Raw genomic sequence first — 19,956 nt, 5'->3', positions numbered from 1 at the left:
GGGCAGGCGGGTCGGCGCGCGCCCACCGTGGCTGGATGAGCGGGTGATCAGGAGGTACGGCGCCTGCGCGCGGTCACGTAGAACGCGCCACCCGCGGCCAGCGCGACCGCCGCCACGAGCGAGGTCACCAGGACCACCGAACCGGTCGAGGCGAGAGGGCCGTCCTGCGCGTCGCCGCTGCCGCCCTCGGTACCGGAGTCCGTGCCGCCGGACGAACCGCCCGTATCCGTACCGCCGTTGTCGCCTTCGCCCGAGCCGTTCGCACCGCCGTTGTCACCGGAACCGCCGGAACCGCCGCCGGTGTCACCGGGGGTGGCCTCGTCGCCGGTGCCGTTGAGGACGATCCAGCCGTCGTCGTTGGCCGCGTTGCCCTCCTTGGGGTCCTCGAATTCCGGGAAGGAGATCTTGCCCTTCGCGCCCTCGATCACGGTGTCGATGCGGAGCTCGAAGTCGTACGCGCGCTTGTCGTCCTCCATGACCGGGGTGTCGGCCCAGCACAGGTAGCGGGACTTGTCCGTGCCCTTGTCGGTCTGCTCGGGCCGGCAGCCCTCCGGGGCCTTCGCCACGGACGCGCCCTCGGGAATGTCGACGTAGAAGCCGAGGGGCTCACCGCCGGCACGCAGCGAACCGATCCAGGCCGGACCGTGGTTGCCGAAGCCGACGGGCACCTTGACGGTCTCGCCCTTCTCGCCGGCGACGCGGGCACCGGTCAGGTCGAGGTCGTGCTGGGCCGCGAGCGCCAGCGGGACGTCGGCGGCGTACTTGCCGTACTGGGCAGCGTCACCGGCCGGCACCTCCTTGAGCTTCAGCTCGGGACCGGTGCCCTTGGTGCCACCCGCGACCCGCTCGGTGGCGAGCTTCGCGCCGAGCGCCGAGAACCAGTAGCCGAACTCGTCGGCGGAGGCGAACTTCTCCGTGCCGACCTTGACGGGCGTCTCGAGCGCGTAGGCCGCACCCGGCTTGAACTCGCCCTCGAAGGCGCACTCCACGACCTTGCGGTAGCGGATCAGGTTGTCCTTGTTCTCCTCGGTGTACGTGCAGTTCGCGTACGTCTCGGGGTAGTTGATGCCGCGCGAGCCGAAGAAGCGCAGCAGCACACCGTCGGCCGACATGCTGCCGACGTTACGGAAGGCCAGCGGGGCCTGGTAGACATCGCCGGCGGCGAAGCCCTTCGGCTCCCCGGGGAGCTTCTTCATCCGGATCTCGGGGCCGCCGACCAGGACGTCGACCGCGTGCTCGGTGAACGCGAGGCCCTCGCCCGCGCCCGTCACCTTGATCTTGCCCGTATCGCCGGCCTTGGCACCCTTGAGGAGGTCCACGCGGATGTCGAAGTCGGGGTTGAACTCGGCGCCCGGGTACAGGTCCTCCCCCGCGCACACGGCGGTCAGGCCGTCAGCCGCGATGTCGCACGGCGGCAACTTGACCTTCGCGAAGCCCTTGAGCTCGGACGCGTCGATCGTCACCTTCCACGCACCCTCGTGGACCTTCTTCGGCTCCTCCTCGTCGCCCACCTCCCCCGGCGCGTCGAGCTCGATCTCGATCTGCGGGTAGGGCTCTTCCTCCGGCTCGCCGTTCAGCGACAGGCCGAGGCTTTCCGGGCCGGTGATGGTCACCGGGATCGGCGCGGGGTCGGCGGCCTGCGCCAGGCCCGCCGTACCGGCGGTGGCGAGTGCGGCCGCGAGCAGCACGGCCGTTGCCGCGGGGCCGCGGCGAAGGGACTGCCTCAGGACAGATCTCATGGTCACTCTCTATGGACGAGGTGTGGCCGCCGGGACACGTGGGGAATGGCGGTGCACAAGTGACCTGTGAGGTGCTGTTCCGGTTGCCTCCGCCGGCATCACGGATTGATGACGGCGCTACTTCACGCGTACTTCGCACCGCATCCTCCGCCGATGTCCCACCTCACGTACCGGCCCTGTCAAGGTGAGCGGCACGGTGTGGTGGACGTCGGTGGTGGAGGGGGCGAGGGGGAGTGGGAGGGCGCCGGGGTCGACCCCGCGGCGGCCGCCGGCACCGGTGTACGCCGCGAGGTCGGCCGGGAACGTGGCGTGCACCTGGGCCGAGGCACCGGGGTCGAGCGGGACCCGGGCGTAGCCGACGAGGCGGACCTCGGGGCGGGCGACGGTGCCGACGGGGTCGTGCAGATACAGCTGGACGACCTCCGTGCCGGGCCGGTCGCCGGTGTTGCGGACGGTGAGCCGGATCGTCGTCTCGCCGTCGGTGGGCAGTTCAGGGGTGTCGCACTGCGGGGGGTCCCAGGTGAACTCCGTGTACGAGAGGCCGTGGCCGAACGGGAAGAGGGCGGTGGGGTCGACATTGCTCGGGCCGCCGTGCAGGCCGAGCGGCGGGGCGAGATACGGGGCGGGCTGGCCGCCGGGTCCGTACGGGATCCCGAGCGGAAGCCGGCCGGACGGGTCGACGCGGCCGGACAGGACGCCCGCGACGGCGGCGCCGCCCTCCTGTCCCGGGAAGAAGGCCTGGACGACAGCGGCGGCACGGTCGGCCCAGCGGCCCAGGGCGTAGGGCCGGCCGCTGAGCACGACGATGACGGTCGGGGTGCCGGACGCGAGCGCCGTATCGAGCAATGCGCCTTGGTTGTACGGGAGTTCGAGGTCAGGGGTGTCGCAGCCCTCTCCCGATGAGCCCCGGCCGAAGAGGCCCGAGCGGTCCCCCACGACGGCCAGGCAGAGGTCGGCCGCCGCCGCGTCGGTGACGAAGACGGCATCGGGCAGCTCGGCGCGCAGCGCCTGCGCGAAGGTGGGGACCTCCACTCCGGCGGGCAGTTCGGGGTGGTTGACGCCGACGTGCCGCGGGAACGTGTAGCAGCCGAGCATCGCGGCCTGCTCGTCGGCGAGCGGCCCGACCACGGCGATACGGAGCCCAGGACCCAGCGGCAGCACACCGGATTCATCGGCGAGCAGGACGACGGACTCCTGCGCCACCTTCCGTGCCAGTTCCCGCATATGAGGGGGGTTCAGGTCGATCGCCACGTCCCCGGTGACCGGCTCCCAGTCCGGGTCGAGGAGGCCCAGCTCGCACTTCTGGGTGAGGACGCGCAGCGCCGCCCGGTCGAGCAGCTCCTCGGGCAGATCGCCGGCCGCGGGCAGACAGCGGGCGGCGGGCAGCTCCACGTCCACGCCGGCGGCGAGCGCGAGCCGGGCGGCCTCGCCCTCGGTCGCGGCGGTGCGGTGCGCGGAGTGCAGGAACGCGATGCCGAAGTAGTCGGCCACCACCGTTCCGCCGAACCCCCATTCCTCCCGCAGGAGTTGGGTGAGCAGGCCGTGGTGGGCGTGCGCCGGCAGGCCGTCGATGTCGTTGTACGCGGCCATCACCGAGCGGGCGCCGCCGTCCCGCAGCGCCATCTCGAACGGGGGCAGGAAGACGTCCGCGAGTTCGCGGGGGCCGAGCGAGGCGGGCGCGTGGTTGCGGGCGGCCCGCGAGGCCGAGTACCCGGCGAAGTGCTTGAGTGTGGCGACGATCCCGGCGGCCTCCAACCCCCGTACGTACGCGGCGCCGATGGTGCCCACCAGATACGGATCCTCGCCGATGGACTCCTCGGTGCGGCCCCAGCGCGGATCCCGTACGACATCGAGGACCGGGGCGAGGCCCTGGTGGATGCCGACCGCGCGCATCGACGCCCCGATGGCCTGCGCCATCTCCGTGACCAGGGCGGGGTCGAAGGTGGCGCCCCAGGCGAGCGGGGTCGGGAACACGGTGGCCTGCCAGGCGGCGAAGCCGGTCAGGCACTCCTCGTGGGCGAGCGCGGGCAGGGCGAAGCGGTTGCCGGCGCGGATGCGCTGCTGCAGCGCGGCGAGCCGGGCGGCGCCCTCGGCCGGTTCCACGGGGACGGTGCCGAAGGGGCGGGTCAGATGGCCGAGTCCGTACGGAAGCAGGGCGTCGAGTACGGCGCTCTCGGCGACGTAGGTGTGCTGGCCGGGCGCGACGGCGACCGCTTCGGTCTCGATGTCGGCCCCGAGCCAGACGCTGGACAGCTGGGCGGCCTTCTCCTCGGTGGTCATCCGGGCGAGCAGGTCCGCCGCCCGGACGTGGGCGGACAGGGTGGTGTCCTGCCATGGCTGGACCATGAGGCTCCTCAAGTGCGGTGTGTGCAAAGGGGATTCGCGGCGTGACGGCGTTGTCAGCCCTTGGTCGCGCCCATCGTGATGCCGCCGATCAGCTGACGTTCGGCCACCGCGTAGAAGGCGAGCGCGGGCACCATCGCGAGGATCAGATAGGCGAAGACGCGGGCGATGTCGGCGGAGTACTGGCCCTGGAACTGCTGGACTCCGATGGGGATCGTCCACCAGGTCTGTTCGCTGAACACGAGCAGCGGGAGCAGGAAGTTGTTCCAGCTGGCGACGATGGCGAGGACGGAGACGGTGCCGAGGGCCGGGCGGGCCATCGGCAGCAGGATCCGCCAGAAGAAGCCGAAAGGACCGCAGCCGTCGAGGGTCGCGGCTTCCTCCAGTTCGCCGGGGATGGCGCGGAAGAAGCCGCGCAGAATGACGATGGTGATCGGCAGTCCGAACGCGGCCTGCGGCAGGATCACGCCCCAGGGGTTGTCGAGCAGTCCGAAGGTACGGAGCAGCACGAACAGCGGCAGGATCGCCACCGCGAACGGGAACATCAGGCCGATCGTGAAGAGCGTGAACATCATTTCCCGGCCGCGGAAGGCGAACCGGGCAAGCGCGAACGCGGCGAGTGCCGCGGCGCCGACGGTCAGGACCGTCGTACCGACGGCGATCAGGGTGGACGAGCCGAGCATCTGCCAGAACGAGGCGGAGCCGAGCACATCCGTGTAGTTGGACGTCACCCAGGGCGAGGGCAGCCCGAAGGCGTTCTCGGAGAGCTGGTCGGTGGTCTTGAACCCGGAGATCAGCGCGTACAGGAGCGGCGTCACCATGACGATGCCGACCACCCAGACGGCGACGTACAGCGGGAGGGACCGCGCCTTCATCGGGCACCTCGCATCGTCGTCAGGGCTCCTTCGGTGTCGCGGCGCATCACCAGACGCTGGTAGGCGAGCGCGAAGACGAGGCTGATGAGGAAGAGGGCGATGCTGATCGCGCTGGCGTAGCCCATCTGGTAGCGCTTGAAGCCGAATTGGAAGAGGGTGACGGCCATCGTCTCGGAGTGATGGTCGGGACCGCCCTGGGTCACCACCCAGACCAGGTCGAAGAGCTGGATCGCGCCGATGACGGACAGGAAGATGCTGATCCGGATCGTCGGTCCGAGCAGCGGCAGGGTGACGTGCCGGAAGCGCTGCCAGGCGTTCGCGCCGTCGATGCGGGCGGCTTCGTGCAGTTCGGCGGGGATGTTCTGGAGTCCGGCCAGGTAGAGCATCATGTGGAAGCCGAAGTACTTCCAGGTCATGACGAGGAACAGGGTCGGCAGCACGGTGTCCTGGTCGGCGAACCACAGGCCGCCGAGCCCGTCCAGGCCGATGGAGCCGAGGACGCGGTCGGCGAGCCCCTCGTCCGGCGAGAAGATCATCATGAACAGGACGCCGGTGATCACCTCCGACAGGACGTACGGGGCGAAGAACAGCATCCGGTAGACGGCCCGGCCGCGCAGCCGCTGGTTGAGCGCCACCGCCATGGCGAGCGCGAACGGCAGCTGGACGGCGATGGAGAAGAGCACGAGCAGCAGACCGCGCCACAGGTCGCCGAGGAAGACCGGGTCGTCCAGGAGCCGGGTGTAGTTGTCGAGCCCGACGTAGTCCTCGGGCGAGCCGAAGCCGCCCCAGTTGAACAGGCTGACGTACAGGGCGTAGAGGATCGGCGTGAGGACGAGCGCGCCGAACAGGATCAGGGCGGGCAGGGTGAAGGCGACGGCGGTCAGCCAGGCGGTGAAGCGCCGGATGAGAGGACGCCGGTTGGCCGGCGGCGGAGCCTCGGCCGCGGTGGGCGGCCGGGCGTCCTTGACGTAGGTGGAAGTGCTCATCGGTTACGAGCTCTTGAAGACCTGGGTGACCGAACGCGCCACGTCGTCCGGTGACTTGGACCCGGCTATCAGCGCCGCGACCGAGTCGTTGACCTCCTGGCCGACGGCGGGCGGGTAGGCCTGGTCGAGGTAGAGCTGGAAGGCGGTCGACGCCTCGAGGGTGTCGTAGACGGCCGTGAGGTTGGGGTCGGTGAGCGCGCTCTTGGCTTCCTTGACGACCGGCAGCAGGGAGGCCTTCTCGACGAGGATCCGGTCGTTCTCGGCGCTCAGGAAGAACTTCAGGAAGTCGACGGCCGCCTTCGGGGCGCCCTTGCGCACGGCGTAGCCGTTGCCGCCGCCGAACACATCGGTGAGCGCGCCCTTGCCGCCGGCGACCGACGGGAACGGGAAGAAGCCGAGGTCCTTGCCGATGCCCTTGCCCGCGTCCGCCTGCACGATGGGCGCCCACTGGCCCATCAGCTCCATCGCGGCCTTGCCGTTGCCCATGACCGCGGCCTCGCCGCCGGGCAGGGAGTACGCGGCCCCGAGGAAGCCCTTCTGGAACGGTTCGAGCGCGACCAGGTCCTTCAGGTGCTCGCCGGCCTTCACGAAGTCGTCGCCGGTGAAGTCCTTGGCGTCGGCGGCCTTCTGCATGCCGTCGACCCCGGCGAGGCGTGTCGCGAGATACGCCCAGTAGTACATGCCGGGCCACTTCTCCTTGCCCGCGAGGGCGATGGGGGTGATCCCGGCGGACTTCAGCTTCTCGACCGCGTCGAGGTAGTCGGCCCAAGTGGCGGGCGGCGCCTCGATCTTGGCCTTCTTGAAGAGCGCCTTGTTGTACCAGAAGCCGACGGCGCCGATGTCGAAGGGCAGCCCGTAGGTCTTGCCGTCGAGCTGGTAGGGCTTCACGGCCGCGGGCACGAGGGTGCCGGCCATGGGCTCGTACGTGGCGGTGAGGTCCTCGACGAGACCCGCGTCGACCTGCTGCTGCAGGACGCCGCCGCCCCAGGTGTGGAAGATGTCCGGCAGCTTGCCCGAGCTGGTCTGCGCGGTCAGCTTCGACTTGTACGCGTCGTTCTCGAGCGTGACGAGCTTGATCCGCACATCGGGGTTCTCCGCCTCGAAGGCCTTGGCCCGCTCGGGCCAGATGGTCTTGGACGGCTCGGTGGTCTGGATGTTCCACAGCTCGACGACCGTCCGGCCGGAACTGTCCTTCCCGCTGTCGGAGCCGTCACCGCCGCAGGCGGTCAGTGCGGTGACGCCGAGGCCGGCCGCGGAAGCGGCGCCCAGGAACCGGCGGCGGGAGAAGTCGGAGGCTGGCATGGCGCACCTTCCGGAAGTAATCCGAAAACTATCGGTCGACGGCCTGGAAAGTTACGGATACCCGAAAGGGGTGTCAACGGCCTTAACAAAAAAGGTCGTTGACACCCCTGAAGGCGCCCGGTCGATCAGACCTCGCAGCCGTGCGGACGCGCGGCGGTCAGACTCCGCGCGGCGCCGCCGTACTGGACCTGACCACCAGCTCCGTGGCCAGCTCCACCCGCGGTGACGCGGGTTCGACGGAGCGGGCGAGGCCGAGCACCGTACGGGCCGCCAACTTGCCCATATCGGAAAGGGGTTGGCGGACCGTGGTGAGCGGGGGCGCCGACCAGCGCACCTCCGGCAGATCGTCGAAGCCGACGACGCTCAGGTCCTCCGGGACGCGCAGCCCGCGCCGGCGCAGCGCCTCGATCGCGCCGAGCGCCATCTGGTCGCTGGACGCGAAGACGGCGGTGGGCGGTTCGGGCAGGTCGAGCAGCCGGTTGCAGCCGGTGAAACCGGACTCGTGGTAGAAGTCCCCGGGCACGATCAGGGTGTCGTCCACCGGTACGCCCGCCGTGTCCAGCGCCGCACGGTAGCCGTCGAGCCGGGCGCGTGAGCACAGCAGGCGCACAGGGCCCTGGATGAACCCGATCCTGCGGTGGCCGAGTTCGAGCAGATGCCGGGTCGCGGCCATCCCGCCCGCCCAGTTGGTGGCGCCCACCGTGGGCGCCTCGGAGGCGGGCGATCCGGCCGGGTCGATCACCACCAACGGCACGCCCAGGCGCCGCAGTTCGTCCTGCAGGCCCGGTTCGAGCACGGAGGTCACGAGGATCACACCGTCCGAGGCGCGGGCTCGCAGATTGGTCATCCACTCCCGTGCGTCGCCCGCCCGGTCGTGGATCGCGGAGACCACCGTGCCGACCCCGTTCTCGTGCGCGACCTCCTCGACGCCCCGGATGATCTCCACCGCCCAGGGGCTGTCGAGGTCGTTGAAGACCAGGTCGAGCAGAGCCGCCCGGTCCCCGGGAGCGGGGATGCGGCGCCGGTAGCCGTGCCGGTGCAGCAGGTCCTCGACCCGGGCCCGGGTGGCCGGCGAGACATCGGAGCGCCCGTTGACGACCCGCGAGACGGTGGGCACGGACACCCCGGCCTCCCGTGCGATCTCGGTGATCGTCACCTTGGCCGGCCCGTCCGGGCTCTGCGTGACAGTCCTGCCCTTAGCGCTCTCCCCGGCCACGTTCCCCACCTCCGTCGACAACGGAATCCGAAAGGTCTCCGGACGCCTTCCGGAAAACCGTATGCGAAAGGGGACCGGCCGTGGTGGCCGATCCCCTCTCCGTGGGACTCAGTTGACCTACTTGACGGCCTCGAGCTTCTTGATCTGCGCGTCGACCAGCTCGGCGGGAACCGCGGAATCGCCCTTGGTCGCGATGTTCATGGAGTAGAACGTGGCGAGGGTGGAGCCGCTGCGCACAACGTTGAACGCCATGGTCATCTTCTCGCCGTCCACCTCACTGTTGATGACATAGGCCGCGGCCTCGTCACCGAGCTTCGGGTCGGGCTGCGCCTGCACCGTGTTCTGGGAACCTTCGGAGTCCTTGAAGCCCTTGCAGCTCTTGGCTGCCTCACGCACGTCGGCGAGCAACTTCTCGGCGTCGGCCTGCTCATGAGCGGTGAGCGCCACGGAGGCCATCGCCTCCATCTGTCCGGCCATTCCCGCCGTGATGGCACGCGCCTTGGGAGCGGGGTCGGTGGTCGTGGACAGAATGTCGGAGAGCACCTGACACTGAGCGGGGGCCTTCTCCGACTCCTTCGGGATCTCCGACTCCGGAACGGCCTCGAACTTGTAGCCCTTGACGTCGGTGCCGCCGATGATGGCCTTCTTCAGCTGGGCCTCCGTCAGCACCGGCGCGGCCTTCTCCTCGCCACCGCCCGACTGGCCGGCGCTGGACTTGTCCTTGCCGGACTTGTCCCCACCGTCGCTGCCACTGTCACCGCTGCACGCGGCGGTCAGGCCGAGCGTGGCGACTACGGCGGCCGCGACGACGACCTGGGACAGCTTCGACTTCTTCACTTGGATTCCCCACCTGTTGTGTACGTCTGGCGCGTCATCAAAGCGTTTGCACAGGCTTTGCCGCAAGCGCGTTCGGACAACGATCCGGGGTCGGAGCGGACTTGGTGGTTCCGGCCACCGGGGCCGAGCTGGGGCGACCAAGATCGGTTGTGATTCAGCCCACATAAGAATCACGTCAGGTCAGCACAACCATTCACAGGAACCGCAGGTCAATCATGCGTAACAACGGCCACATCCGCGATCGTCACCGCGAGCGGCCTTCCACCTTCCGTGCCGCACCTCGTGTGTGGTGCGCCGGACTTCGACCGAGGTTCTTTGATGAAGCTTCGCCGCTCGCTGGCCGCCGCGGCCGTCACGGCCGTCATAGCCCCCGCCGCTCTGCTGGCCGCGCCGTCGGCGTTCGCCACCGACACCCCCGGCTCGTCCGAGACGACCGCCTCCACGGAGACGCCGGGCGCGGGCGAGACGACGGCCACGACGCCGGAGGAGACCCCGGGTACGGGCGAGACCTCCACGGAGGAGGAGACCCCGGGTACGGGCGAGACCTCCACGGAGGAGGAGACCCCCGGCACGGGTGAGACCTCCACGGAGGAGGAGACCCCCGGCACGGGCACGCCCAGCGCCACGGAGTCCACCACGACGTCGCCGTCGCCCAGCCCGACCGAGTCGCTGACCGAAGGCTGCGAGGACGCCGCGTTCAACGCGAGCATCTCGGGCCTGCCCGGCAAGATCGTCGCCGGTTCGGGTTGGAAGCAGTTCAACCTCAACCTGGACAACAGCAAGGGCAAGAAGGCCGAGGACGTCCTGCTCGGTGCCGTACTGCTGTACAAGAAGGACGCCCACGGCGAATTCGTCAGCAGCCTGGCCGAGCAGTACGCCCAGATCCAGTACTTCGACGGCGAGAAGTGGACCAGCGACCTCTCCGCGGGCGGTTCGATCGGCGGCTTCATCACCGTCGAGGCCGGCGAGAAGATCAGCCTCAAGCTGCGCCTGAGCATCAAGTCGACCGCCCCTGCCGGTTCCGCCGTCGGTATCGCCTTCGGTGTCTACACCGACGAGAACGGCGAGAACTGCTTCGCGGACGAGAGCTGGTACAGCTTCGAGGTCCTCGCGGCCGGTTCCAAGCCGCCGGCCGGTGACAACGACAACAAGCCGCAGGAGGGCAAGCCGCCGGTCAAGGTGAAGCCCGCCGCGGACGAGGTCGAGGACCTCACCGGCAACCTCGCCGAGACCGGCTCCGACTCCCAGCTCCCCGTCATCGGCCTCATCGGCGGCATCACCGTCGTCGCCGGTGCCGGTGTCGTCTTCGCCGTGAAGCGTCGCCGGACCGTGGGCGCCGAGGCGTAACACCTCGTAGCACCACCGAGGCCTAACACCTCGTAGCACCAAGACCCGTTGAGGACCTGCGCTCGGAGGGGGGCGCAGGTCCTCAATGCTTTGCGCGGGTCTCTCGCGCGCTCTGCGCGGGACCCGCGGACGCTCTACGCGGGTTCCCCGACCCCGGGCGTCGACGCCTCCGACGCCTCCGACACCCCGGACCCCGCCCCCCCCCCCGGCACCCCAAGGAAGGGCCGCTCCGGCGCCCCACCGGCCGACACGGGCACGGCCGGCCACGCCGGCTCCACCGGGGCGAGCCGCTCGTATGCCGCACCCTGCGCGGGCCGCGGATCCTCCGCGCCCTTGTTGGGCCAGAGCGACATCGCCCGCTCCGCCTGCGCCGTGATCGTCAGCGACGGGTTCACGCCGAGGTTCGCCGAGACGGAAGAGCCGTCCACGACCGAGATCCCCGGGTGGCCGTACAGCCGGTGGTACGGGTCGATCACGCCGGTGGACGACGACGCGCCGATCGGACAGCCGCCCAGGAAGTGGGCGGTCAGCGGAGTGCCCATCAGCTCACCGATGTTGGAGCCCGCGAAGCCGTTGATCTCCTCGGCGAGCAGCGAGGCCGCCCGGGTCGCCGCCTCGATCTGCTGCGGGTTCGGAGCGCCGTGGCCCTGCCGGGCGGTGAGCAGTCCCTTGCCCACGCCCTTCGGCTTGCGGTACGTGGTCAGCGAGTTGTCCACCGACTGCATCACCAGGCCGATGATGGTCCGCTCCGACCAGCGCCGGTTGGACAGGCCGCGCAGCGCCTGCACCGGGTGCCGGGCGCAGTTGCCCATCCAGGCCAGGACCCGGCGCGAGGAGTACGGGACCTGGAGGATGGTCATCCCGCCCATGGCGTTGGAACCCTTGCCATAGCGAACGGGCTCGATGTGCGTGTCCGCGTCCGGATGGATCGAGGACGTGATCGCCACACCCTGCGTGAAGTCCACCTTGGCGGCGCCGTGGCGCTTGCGGTAGCGCCGGTTGTCGGTCTGCGCGCCCACCAGGGCCTCGGAGTTGGTACGGGTCAGATCCCCGAGCCGGTCCGAGATGCCCGGGAGGAGCCCCGCGTCCTTCATCCGGTGCAGCAGCGTCTGCGTGCCGTACGTACCCGCCGCCAGGACCACGCGCGGAGCCCGGAACACCCGGCCCTCGCCCTTGCGCTTCTTGTCGGTGGGCAGCGTGGAGACCGCGTATCCGCCCCGCGAGTCCTCGGTCACCGCGACCACGGAGGTCATCGGGTGGATGACCGCGCCGGCCTTCTCGGCGAGATACAGATAGTTCTCGTTGAGGGTGTTCTTCGCGCCGTGCCGGCAGCCCGTCATGCACGCGCCGCACTCCGTACAGGCCTTGCGGGAGGGACCGGCGCCGCCGAAGTACGGGTCCTCGACCTCCGTACCGGGAGAGGCTTTCGCCCGTCCGTCCGCGTCCTCGCCGTCCCCGAAGAACACCCCGACCGGCGCCATGTGGAAGGAGTCCCCGACGCCCATCGCCTCGGCCGTCGCCTTCAGATGGACGTCCGAGGGCGTCATCGTCGGGTTGAGGCGGACGCCCAGCATGCGCTTGGCCTGGTCGTAGTACGGCGCGAGCTCGTCCTGCCAGTCGGTGATCGAGCCCCACTGCGGGTCCTCGAAGAACGGCTTCGGCGGTACGTAGAGGGTGTTGGCGTAGTTGAGCGACCCGCCGCCGACGCCGGCGCCCGCGAGCACCATCACGTTGCCGAGCAGGTGGATGCGCTGGATGCCGTAGAGACCGAGGGCCGGGGCCCAGAGGTAGTTCTTCAGGTCCCAGGAGTTCTTCGGCAGGGTGTCTCGGTCGAAGCGGCGGCCCGCTTCGAGGACACCGACCTTGTAGCCCTTCTCCGTCAGACGCAGGGCCGATACGGATCCGCCGAAGCCGGAGCCTATGACCAGGACGTCGTAGTCGTACTCCACTTCGCTCTCCGGGGCGCTCACCGCAGCCTCAGCGCCTTCATCGCCCGCAGGCTGCGGCTCATGAACGCCACGTACTTCTCGTCGCTCATCCCGAACGACGGCGCCATCGGCATGATCCGCTGATGCGCCACGGTCTGTGCCTCGGTGTACTTCAGGATGCCCTCCGAGCCGTGCCGCCGCCCGAGCCCCGAGTCCTTCATGCCGCCCATCGGCGACTGGACGCTGCCGTACGCGGACGCGTAGCCCTCGTTGATGTTGACCGTGCCGGTCCGCAGGCGCGCGGCGACCTCGCGGCCGCGCCGTGCGTCCTTCGTCCAGACCGAGGAATTGAGGCCGTACGCGGTGGAGTTGGCCGCGTCGATGACCTCGTCCTCGTCGCTGAAGCGGTAGACCGAGACGACCGGTCCGAAGGTCTCCTCGCCGCACACCGCCATCGGCACCTCGACGCCGTCGAGGATGGTCGGCTCGTAGAAGTACGGGCCGATGTCCGGGCGCGCGACCCCGCCGGCCACCAGGGTCGCGCCCTTGGCGACGGCCTCGTCGACGTGCCGGGTCACCGTCTCGAGCTGCCTGGAGCCGACGAGCGAGCCCATATCCGCCCCGTAGGCGAGGGAGTTGCCGAGCCGCATCGCCTTGGTGCGCGTCGCGAAACGCTCGAGGAAGGCGTCGGCGATCGACTCGTGCACGTACAACCGCTCGATGGAGATGCAGAGTTGGCCCGCGGACGAGAAGCACGCGCGGACCGCGCCGGCGGCGGCCTTGTCGATATCGGCGTCCTCGAGGACCAGCATCGCGTTCTTGCCGCCGAGTTCGAGCGAGACCCCCACGAGGCGGGCCGCCGCACCCTGCGCGACCTCGCGGCCGGTACGGGTCGAGCCGGTGAACGAGACGTAGTCGGCGTGCTTGACCACCTCGGGTCCGACGACCGGCCCCTCGCCGAGCACGACCTGGAAGACCTCGGCCGGAAGCCCGGCCTCGATCAGCAGGTCTCGGGCCCACAGTGCGGTCAGACAGGTCTCGGTGTCGGGCTTCATGACGACCGCGTTGCCCGCGACGAACGCGGGGAGCGCATCGCCGACGGAGAGTTCGAGCGGGTAGTTCCACGGGGCGATCTGACCGACGACCCCGCGCGGGTGACGGTTCTCCGTGACCTTGGTGAGCACCGGCACCGCACCCGTGTGCCGCTTCGGACGCAGATACGAGGGGGCCTTGCGGCCGTAGTGCCGGGCCGCGACCGCGACCGCCTGCACCTCCTCGTGCGCGTGCAGGCGCGCCTTGCCTGTCTCCAGCTGGATCAGGTCGAGCACCTCGGCCTGCCGCTCGAGGACCAGATCGTGGAAGCGGAGCAGCACGGCGGCCCGGCGGCGTACGGGCGTCGCGGCCCATACGGCCCCCGCCTTGCGGGCGCGCTCGAACGCCTCGGCCACGTCATCAGGCGTGGACTCGGGCAGGTCCGCCAGCTTCTCGCCGGTGTACGGGGTGTGGTTGGCGGTGCGGCCGGAGCCGACCACACCGCGCGTGAGCTGGGCGACCAGCTCGGGCGTGACCACATCGGCAGCGGTGCGCGCGCCCGCCGGAGCGGGGGCTACGGGATTGGTGCCGGTCTTCGCGCTGCCGGTCTTCTCAGGGGCCTGGGCGTCCGTCATGAGCGTGAGCGTACGGCTCCGCCGAGTGTTTGTTAACCCGTCGGTAACGGGACTTCACGGGGTCCGCACACCGTGCCAGTGGGTGCTGGCAGCAAAGGGCCTGATCAGGGGGTTGTCACACATGTCGTCAGGGCTTGTCGACCTTCAGGGTCTTGATGGCGTGCTCGGCGACCTCACGTCCGCGGTCGACGAAATCACCCGCGCCCGGGTAGAAGATGCCCAGCTTGTACATGTCGCCGCCCTCGGTCCTGAAGTACAGGACCCGCACCTCGCGGGGAGCGCCCTCCTCCGTCTTGTACGTGACGAGGTTCTCGGCGGCCTCCTTGCCCTGATGCTTCGTGACCGTGGTCTTGACCTCCGCCTTGGCCGAACCGGTCATCGACGCGGTGCCCGCCCTGAGGTCTTCCGCGTCGGCGTTCGCCTCGGCACTGGCCGTGCTCGCGATCTGGCCGCTGGTGTCCTCCTTCTTCTTCTCCACTTCGAGGTGGACGTTGATCGACCAGCTGTAGTCGCCGTACTGCAGCCAGTGCTCGTCCTTTTCGTACTCGTCCGGCTGGTCCGACACCACGTAGCCCTTGGGCACTTCGACGCTCGCGCCGATGGCCGAGGGGAACTTCGGCGTGTACCAGGAACCTTCGTCGCCCCCGCCGAACGGGTCCGCGATCACGACCCCCAGGGCGAGCGCAAGCCCGACGACCGCAGCGCCGACACCGACCAGCGCCTTCTTCCCGACCCTGATGCCGTCCACAGGGCGGGCGGGCGCACCGCCCGACGCCATCACCTGAGCCGCCACCGGCGGAGCCGGCGGCTTCACGGCCTCCTCGAGGAGACGCCGTACGGTCACCGCGTCCGGCCGGTGACCGGGGTCCTTCTGCAGCAGCCCGTTGATCGCGTCCGCGAGAGGGCCCGCCGCCGAAGCCGGCGCCGCGGGCGTCGCGTTGAGGACGGACTGCAGCGTGGCCGGGGTGTTGCTGCGGCGGAACGGCGAGACGCCCTCGGTCGCCGCGTACAGCACCACACCGAGCGACCAGAGGTCCGAGGCCGGACCCGGCCGCTGCCCCAACACCCGCTCGGGCGCGATGAATTCGGGCGAGCCGACGAAGCCGCCCGTATCGGTCAGATTGGTCTCGCCCTCGATCTGGGCGATACCGAAGTCCGTGAGCACGACCCGGTCGTACTGCCCGAGCATCACGTTGTCCGGCTTCACATCACGGTGCAGGATGCCCGCCTTGTGCGCGGCATCGAGGGCGCCGAGCACTTCGAGACCGATGCGCGCGGCCTCGCGCGTGCCGAGCGTGCCCTCCTGGAGCGCGGCGCCCATCGAGCGGCCCTGCACGAACTCCATGACGATCCACGGCTGCCCGTCCTCGACCGCCACATCGTGCACATTGACGACGGCGGGGTGGTCGAGCCGGGCCGCGGCGCGCGCCTCGCGGCGCATCCGCTCGAAGGCGGTGGCCCGCTCACGCTCGGGCAAGTGGTCCGGTACGCGCGGCTCCTTGACCGCGACCTCACGGTCCACGGTCTCGTCCTTCGCCCGCCACACGGTGCCCATGCCACCGTGTCCGAGCTTGGAGAGCAGCCGGTAGCGGCCGGCGATGAGCCGGCCCGCACCCGGATCGCTCTCGTGCACGACCTGGGTGGGCACGGACGCGGCTCCCGGAGCCGACGGCGGCTGCGGTGCGTCGGGCACACCGGGTCCGGCGGGATGCGCCTGGGTCTGCGCCTGATGGGCGTACGGATTGGGCGCACCGGGCCCCGGCGGCGTACCGGGCGCACCGTACGGACCGCCCGCATACGGACCACCCGCATGCGGCTGCTCCGGCGGACGCAGTCCGAAGCTCGTCGGTTCGCTGGGTCCGTAGGGCGCTCCCCCGTCGTTACTCATGCCGTCATCCCTATCGCGTACGACGCCCCGGATGCCACCTCGGTCACGGACCCGTGACCAGATGCGAGCGTTTTCACCGACCTCTTGTCCCGCAATGCCGCCTATGAGGGGCGAAATCCACCACCCCGGCGGCCAGGGCGCGTCTTTCGGATCAGGCCGGCGACGGCTGCCAGCTGCGCAGAACGTGGTCGAACTTCTCGCGCGTCTTCGCCCAGTCCTTCACGGGACCCGACATGTAGATCGCGTACTCGGTACCGTCCTGAGCCACGTACAGCTGGTCGATGGCCCGCCGCTCGCCCCGCGTCACCCCCTTGGTCTCCGTCCAGCGGAACTCCCAGACGGCGCCCGGCCGGTCGCGGAAGAAGTTCGAGCGCAGCTTGATCTGCTCGTACGTGCGGATGCGGCCCATGCCCTGCGCCTCCATGTCCTTGACATGGAGGTAGGCGTTCTCGAAGTCGGGGTCCTTGTCGATGGCAATCCGCAGCAGATGGATGCCGTCGTCCGGCGTGTAGTCGATCTGCGCGCCCTCGGTCTGCCGCTGCCAGCCGGGCGGGACGAGGACGCTGAAGCCGGCCTCGTCGTGCACCCGCTGCCAGCCCTTCGGGGTGCTGCCGACCGTCTGGCCCGTGCCGGAGCCCCCGGATTCCCGCTGGTCCAGATACTTCAGTACGCCGAAGGCCGCGGCCGCACCGACCAGCGCGGCGGCGACCGCCAGGGCCAGCACGGAGCGCAGGCGACGGCGGCGGGCGGGGACGGGCGCGGTGTCCGCGGGCCGTACGGCGGTGAGTTCGTCCGGTGCGACCCTGCGGGTGGGCACATACGCCTGTGCCGACTGCGGTGCACGCCCCTCGCTCACCTCGGCGAGCATCTGCTCGGCCTCGTCGACGGACGGCCGCTGCCGCGGATCCTTGCGCAGCAGCGCGGTGATCACCGGGCCGAGCGGACCCGCGTACACCGGGTCCCGGGGCTCCTCCTCGACCACGGCCTGCATGGTCGACAGCGGTGAGGTGCGCCGGAACGGCGACTCCCCTTCGACCGCCGCGTACAGCGTCGCGCCGAGCGCCCACAGGTCGCAGGCAGGGCCGGGCGCGTCACCTCGTACACGCTCCGGCGCCAAGTAGTCGATGGAGCCGACCAGTTCACCGGTCCTGGTGATGGTCGAGTCGCCCTCGATGGCGGCGATCCCGAAGTCGGTGAGCAGCACCCGGCCGTCACGGGCGAGCAGCACATTGGCGGGCTTGACGTCCCGGTGCAGCACCCCGGCCGTGTGCGCGGCGCGCAGCGCCCGCAGCACCCACATCCCGATCCGGGCGGCCTCGCGCGGGGCCACGCGCCGGTCGTCCCGTACCGCGTCGGCGAGCGAACGGCCGTCGACCAGCTCCATGACGATCCACGGACGGTCGTCGTGCTCGAAGACGTCGTGCACGGTGACCACGGCCGAGTGATTGATCCGCGCCGCCGCCCGCGCCTCCTTCTGGGTGCGCGCGAGCAGAACGGCCCGCTCGCTCTCCCCCGCGTACCGCGCGGCCGTCAACTCCTTGACGGCGACCACCCGGTGCAGCACCTCGTCATGTGCGCGCCACACCTTGCCCATACCGCCGTGACCGAGACTTCCCTCGATCCGGTAGCGGCCCACGAGCAACCGGCTCTGTGCCTGCGCCCTGCCCTCGATCTGGTCCACGTTCCCCCGCTTGTCTTTCGAAAGGCCAGCGTAGGGAGCGAACGGCGGGTGCGGAACCTGAGAGACCGTCCGGTGATTCAGCCGGTCGTCTCGTACGTCGCCACGGCCTGCTCGAACAGCCGTGTCACTTCGTCCCGTTCGGACTCGGGCCCCTTGACCAGGACGATGTGGTACGCCCCGTCGATGACGATCGCCGCATTGCGCACGTACACCTTCTTGTCGCGCTCGTCCCAGGTGAACTGGCCCTCGGCCCGCTTCTGCTGTCCGACCTCGACCTGCCGCAGGCCGCCGGACGTGGCCCAGGTCGAGTCGCGGAACGGCTGCAGTTCGCGCTCGTCCTCACGCTGGTAGGCGAGGGGGTCGTCGCCGTAGTCCTCGGTGCTGTCCCGGCCGGGGACGACGGTGAGGGAGAAAGCACCCTTGCTGTAGACGACTTGTCCGCGTCCGTTGGCCGGCGCCCGGTCCCAGCCGGAGGCGACCGCGAGCTGGAAGCCTTCGAGGTCCTTGCGGAGCACGAAACCCTGCGGCAGTTCGCCGTTGTCCTTCTCGGGCGGCGCCTTGGTCTCCTTCGGCGGCGTCTCGCTCGGCTTCTTCTCGTCCGGCTTCTTGTCGTCGCCGCCGTCGGGACTCGTCCTCCCCGGGTTCTTGGGCGCCGAACTCGCCGATCCCGCCTGGTCCTTGCGGTCGTCCGAACCCGCGCCCCGGTCGCCGGTGCCCTCCTTGGGCATGAAGACCATCGCGTACGCCACCGCCGCCGCGAGTCCGAGCAGGACGAGCACCAGGATCAGCCGGCCGAGCCGCCTCGGACTGCCGCTGCCTTGGGGCCGCCGGCTCATCTGCCGCATCTGGCGCTGCTGCTGACGCTCCCACTTCTCCGCGGAGGGCGACATGCGCTCGCGCCCGGGGCGTTCGGGCGCCCGCACCTCCGCGGCCAGGGCGCGCTGCTGCTTCTCGGGTACGTTGCGCCGGCGCTTGCCCTTCTTGTGCCGGCCGTGCCCCGGCGGGCCGCCCTCGCCGCGCCGGCCCCGCTCGCCGCGCCGCTTGCGGACCAGCTCGCCACGGCGCCGTACGACGGGCAGCCTGCTGCGGTCGTACGCGGGCGCCGGCACCACGTCCTCGCCGGCCTCGGGCTCGGGCGCCGACCGTACGAGCGAGCGCAGCCAGCCCCGCAGCTCCTCGAAGTCGGGCCGCTCGGTGGGGTCCTGACGAAGCAGCGACTCGACGACGGGCCGCAGCGGACCGCACTCCTCGGCGAACGCGGGCGGCTCCGCACAGACCAGCTGGACGAGTTCGTACGTGCTGTCCTCGGGGTAGGGCGCATGCCCCTGCACCGCACGGAAGAGCAGCGCACCGAGCGCCCACAGATCGGTGGCCGGGCCGACGGGCGCGGCCAGCTGCCAGTTCTCGTGCACGGGCCCGGCCTGCTCGGGCGCCCAGCGCTCGGTGACCGCGCCGACCACGGTCATCCGGGCCTGCCGTGCGCGTTCGAGTGCGAGAGGTGTGGCGGGGTCGCGCTGCGCGCTGCGGCTCACACCGGCCAACTCGTCCCAGCGTGCGGGCCCTTCAGATCCTTCCGGCCCGGCGGGGGCCGCGGTGGGCCCGGCGACCGGCTCCGGCCTGCTGCCGGGCGGCGTGATCTGATCCTTGTAGCGCGGGAGGCCTTCGGCGGTCCTTCGGCCGTACGGGCCTTCGGCGGCGGCGAGTTCGTCACCAAGGGTGCCCGTTCCCGTGGCGCCCGCCGCGGATTCCTCAGCAGCCTCGGGTGCGGCACCCGCGCCGCCGGCCTCGATTCCGGGTGCTTCGGCGCCGTCCCCGGACACCTGCCCCGGGATCCGCCTGCCCGCCCCGTGCCAGCCGACGGCGGACGATGTCTCACCGGTGCCCGTTCCCGGTCCCGTCGGCCGGCCACCTTGTGCCGCCCGTCCCGCCGACAGATGCCGCACCTCGGGCTGCCGCGCTCCGGGGCGGCCCCCCACTCCGTACGGATCCGCTATCTGCCCGGGCGGGGCCGGCGGGTCCTGCCGGGTCGTCCCCTGCAGCGCCTCCCCGTCCCGTACGCCACGGTCCAACTCGCCCCGGCCCGCTCCTCGCGCGGCATCCGCGCCCGGCGGCAGGGCCCTGGCCGCCGCCGCGGACCGCACACCGGC

General features: G+C 70.6%; 12 protein-coding genes and 1 pseudogene. 1 reads left to right on the top strand and 12 read right to left on the bottom strand.

What is annotated here, in order from left to right:
- Positions 1-47: 47 nt before the first annotated feature.
- The 7 genes from JAO81_RS27370 to JAO81_RS27340 all read right to left on the bottom strand — a co-directional run bounded on the left by JAO81_RS27370 (position 48) and on the right by JAO81_RS27340 (position 9,298).
- Positions 48-1,739 carry a hypothetical protein gene (locus JAO81_RS27370; RefSeq protein WP_199550612.1) on the bottom strand — a complete coding sequence of 564 codons (1,692 nt, stop codon included), beginning with the start codon at positions 1,737-1,739 and terminating at the stop codon, positions 48-50.
- Positions 1,740-1,856: 117 nt separating this feature from the next.
- Positions 1,857-4,085, bottom strand: coding sequence for a glycoside hydrolase family 3 N-terminal domain-containing protein (locus JAO81_RS27365; RefSeq protein WP_199550611.1), 2,229 nt, complete (start codon positions 4,083-4,085; stop codon positions 1,857-1,859).
- A gap of 53 nt (positions 4,086-4,138) precedes the next feature.
- A complete protein-coding gene (locus JAO81_RS27360) occupies positions 4,139-4,957 on the bottom strand; it encodes a carbohydrate ABC transporter permease (protein ID WP_199550610.1) in 819 nt (272 codons plus the stop codon).
- Positions 4,954-5,943 carry a carbohydrate ABC transporter permease gene (locus tag JAO81_RS27355; protein ID WP_199550609.1) on the bottom strand — a complete coding sequence of 330 codons (990 nt, stop codon included), beginning with the start codon at positions 5,941-5,943 and terminating at the stop codon, positions 4,954-4,956. The genes JAO81_RS27360 and JAO81_RS27355 overlap by 4 nt, the downstream gene beginning before the upstream one ends.
- A 3-nt stretch (positions 5,944-5,946) precedes the next feature.
- The gene (locus tag JAO81_RS27350; RefSeq protein ID WP_199550608.1) at positions 5,947-7,245 is read right to left on the bottom strand and encodes an extracellular solute-binding protein; all 1,299 of its coding nucleotides are present in this window, start codon (positions 7,243-7,245) and stop codon (positions 5,947-5,949) included.
- Between the two features lie 157 nt (positions 7,246-7,402).
- Entirely contained in the window at positions 7,403-8,461 is a 1,059-nt protein-coding gene (locus JAO81_RS27345) for a LacI family DNA-binding transcriptional regulator (protein WP_199550607.1), read from the bottom strand.
- Between the two features lie 117 nt (positions 8,462-8,578).
- A complete protein-coding gene (locus tag JAO81_RS27340; RefSeq protein WP_199550606.1) occupies positions 8,579-9,298 on the bottom strand; it encodes a hypothetical protein in 720 nt (239 codons plus the stop codon).
- A 318-nt stretch (positions 9,299-9,616) separates the two neighbouring features.
- Between JAO81_RS27340 and JAO81_RS27335 the strand changes: the two genes are divergently transcribed.
- Positions 9,617-10,645 (top strand): LAETG motif-containing sortase-dependent surface protein, encoded by a 1,029-nt coding sequence (locus JAO81_RS27335; protein WP_199550605.1) that lies wholly within the window; start codon positions 9,617-9,619, stop codon positions 10,643-10,645.
- Positions 10,646-10,779: 134 nt separating this feature from the next.
- On the opposite strand, the gene JAO81_RS27330 is transcribed toward JAO81_RS27335, so the two are convergent.
- The 5 genes and pseudogenes from JAO81_RS27330 to JAO81_RS27310 all read right to left on the bottom strand — a co-directional run.
- A complete protein-coding gene (locus tag JAO81_RS27330; protein ID WP_307813756.1) occupies positions 10,780-12,615 on the bottom strand; it encodes a GMC family oxidoreductase in 1,836 nt (611 codons plus the stop codon).
- Positions 12,612-14,240: a succinic semialdehyde dehydrogenase gene (locus JAO81_RS27325; RefSeq protein WP_199550604.1), complete on the bottom strand. Its 1,629-nt coding sequence runs from the start codon at positions 14,238-14,240 to the stop codon at positions 12,612-12,614. Before JAO81_RS27325 ends, JAO81_RS27330 begins: the two co-directional genes overlap by 4 nt.
- A gap of 127 nt (positions 14,241-14,367) precedes the next feature.
- The gene (locus JAO81_RS27320; RefSeq protein ID WP_199550603.1) at positions 14,368-16,128 is read right to left on the bottom strand and encodes a serine/threonine-protein kinase; all 1,761 of its coding nucleotides are present in this window, start codon (positions 16,126-16,128) and stop codon (positions 14,368-14,370) included.
- Between the two features lie 151 nt (positions 16,129-16,279).
- On the bottom strand, positions 16,280-17,809 hold the full coding sequence (locus JAO81_RS27315) for a serine/threonine-protein kinase (RefSeq protein WP_307813754.1): 1,530 nt from the start codon (positions 17,807-17,809) through the stop codon (positions 16,280-16,282).
- A 77-nt stretch (positions 17,810-17,886) separates the two neighbouring features.
- Positions 17,887-19,956: pseudogene (locus tag JAO81_RS27310) on the bottom strand (serine/threonine protein kinase); the annotation flags it as partial.

This window comes from Streptomyces sp. N35 (assembly GCF_016464295.1).
Lineage (GTDB): Bacteria > Actinomycetota > Actinomycetes > Streptomycetales > Streptomycetaceae > Streptomyces.
Note: the sequence above shows the minus strand (reverse complement) of the source record. Positions and strands in the feature narration are given on the sequence as shown.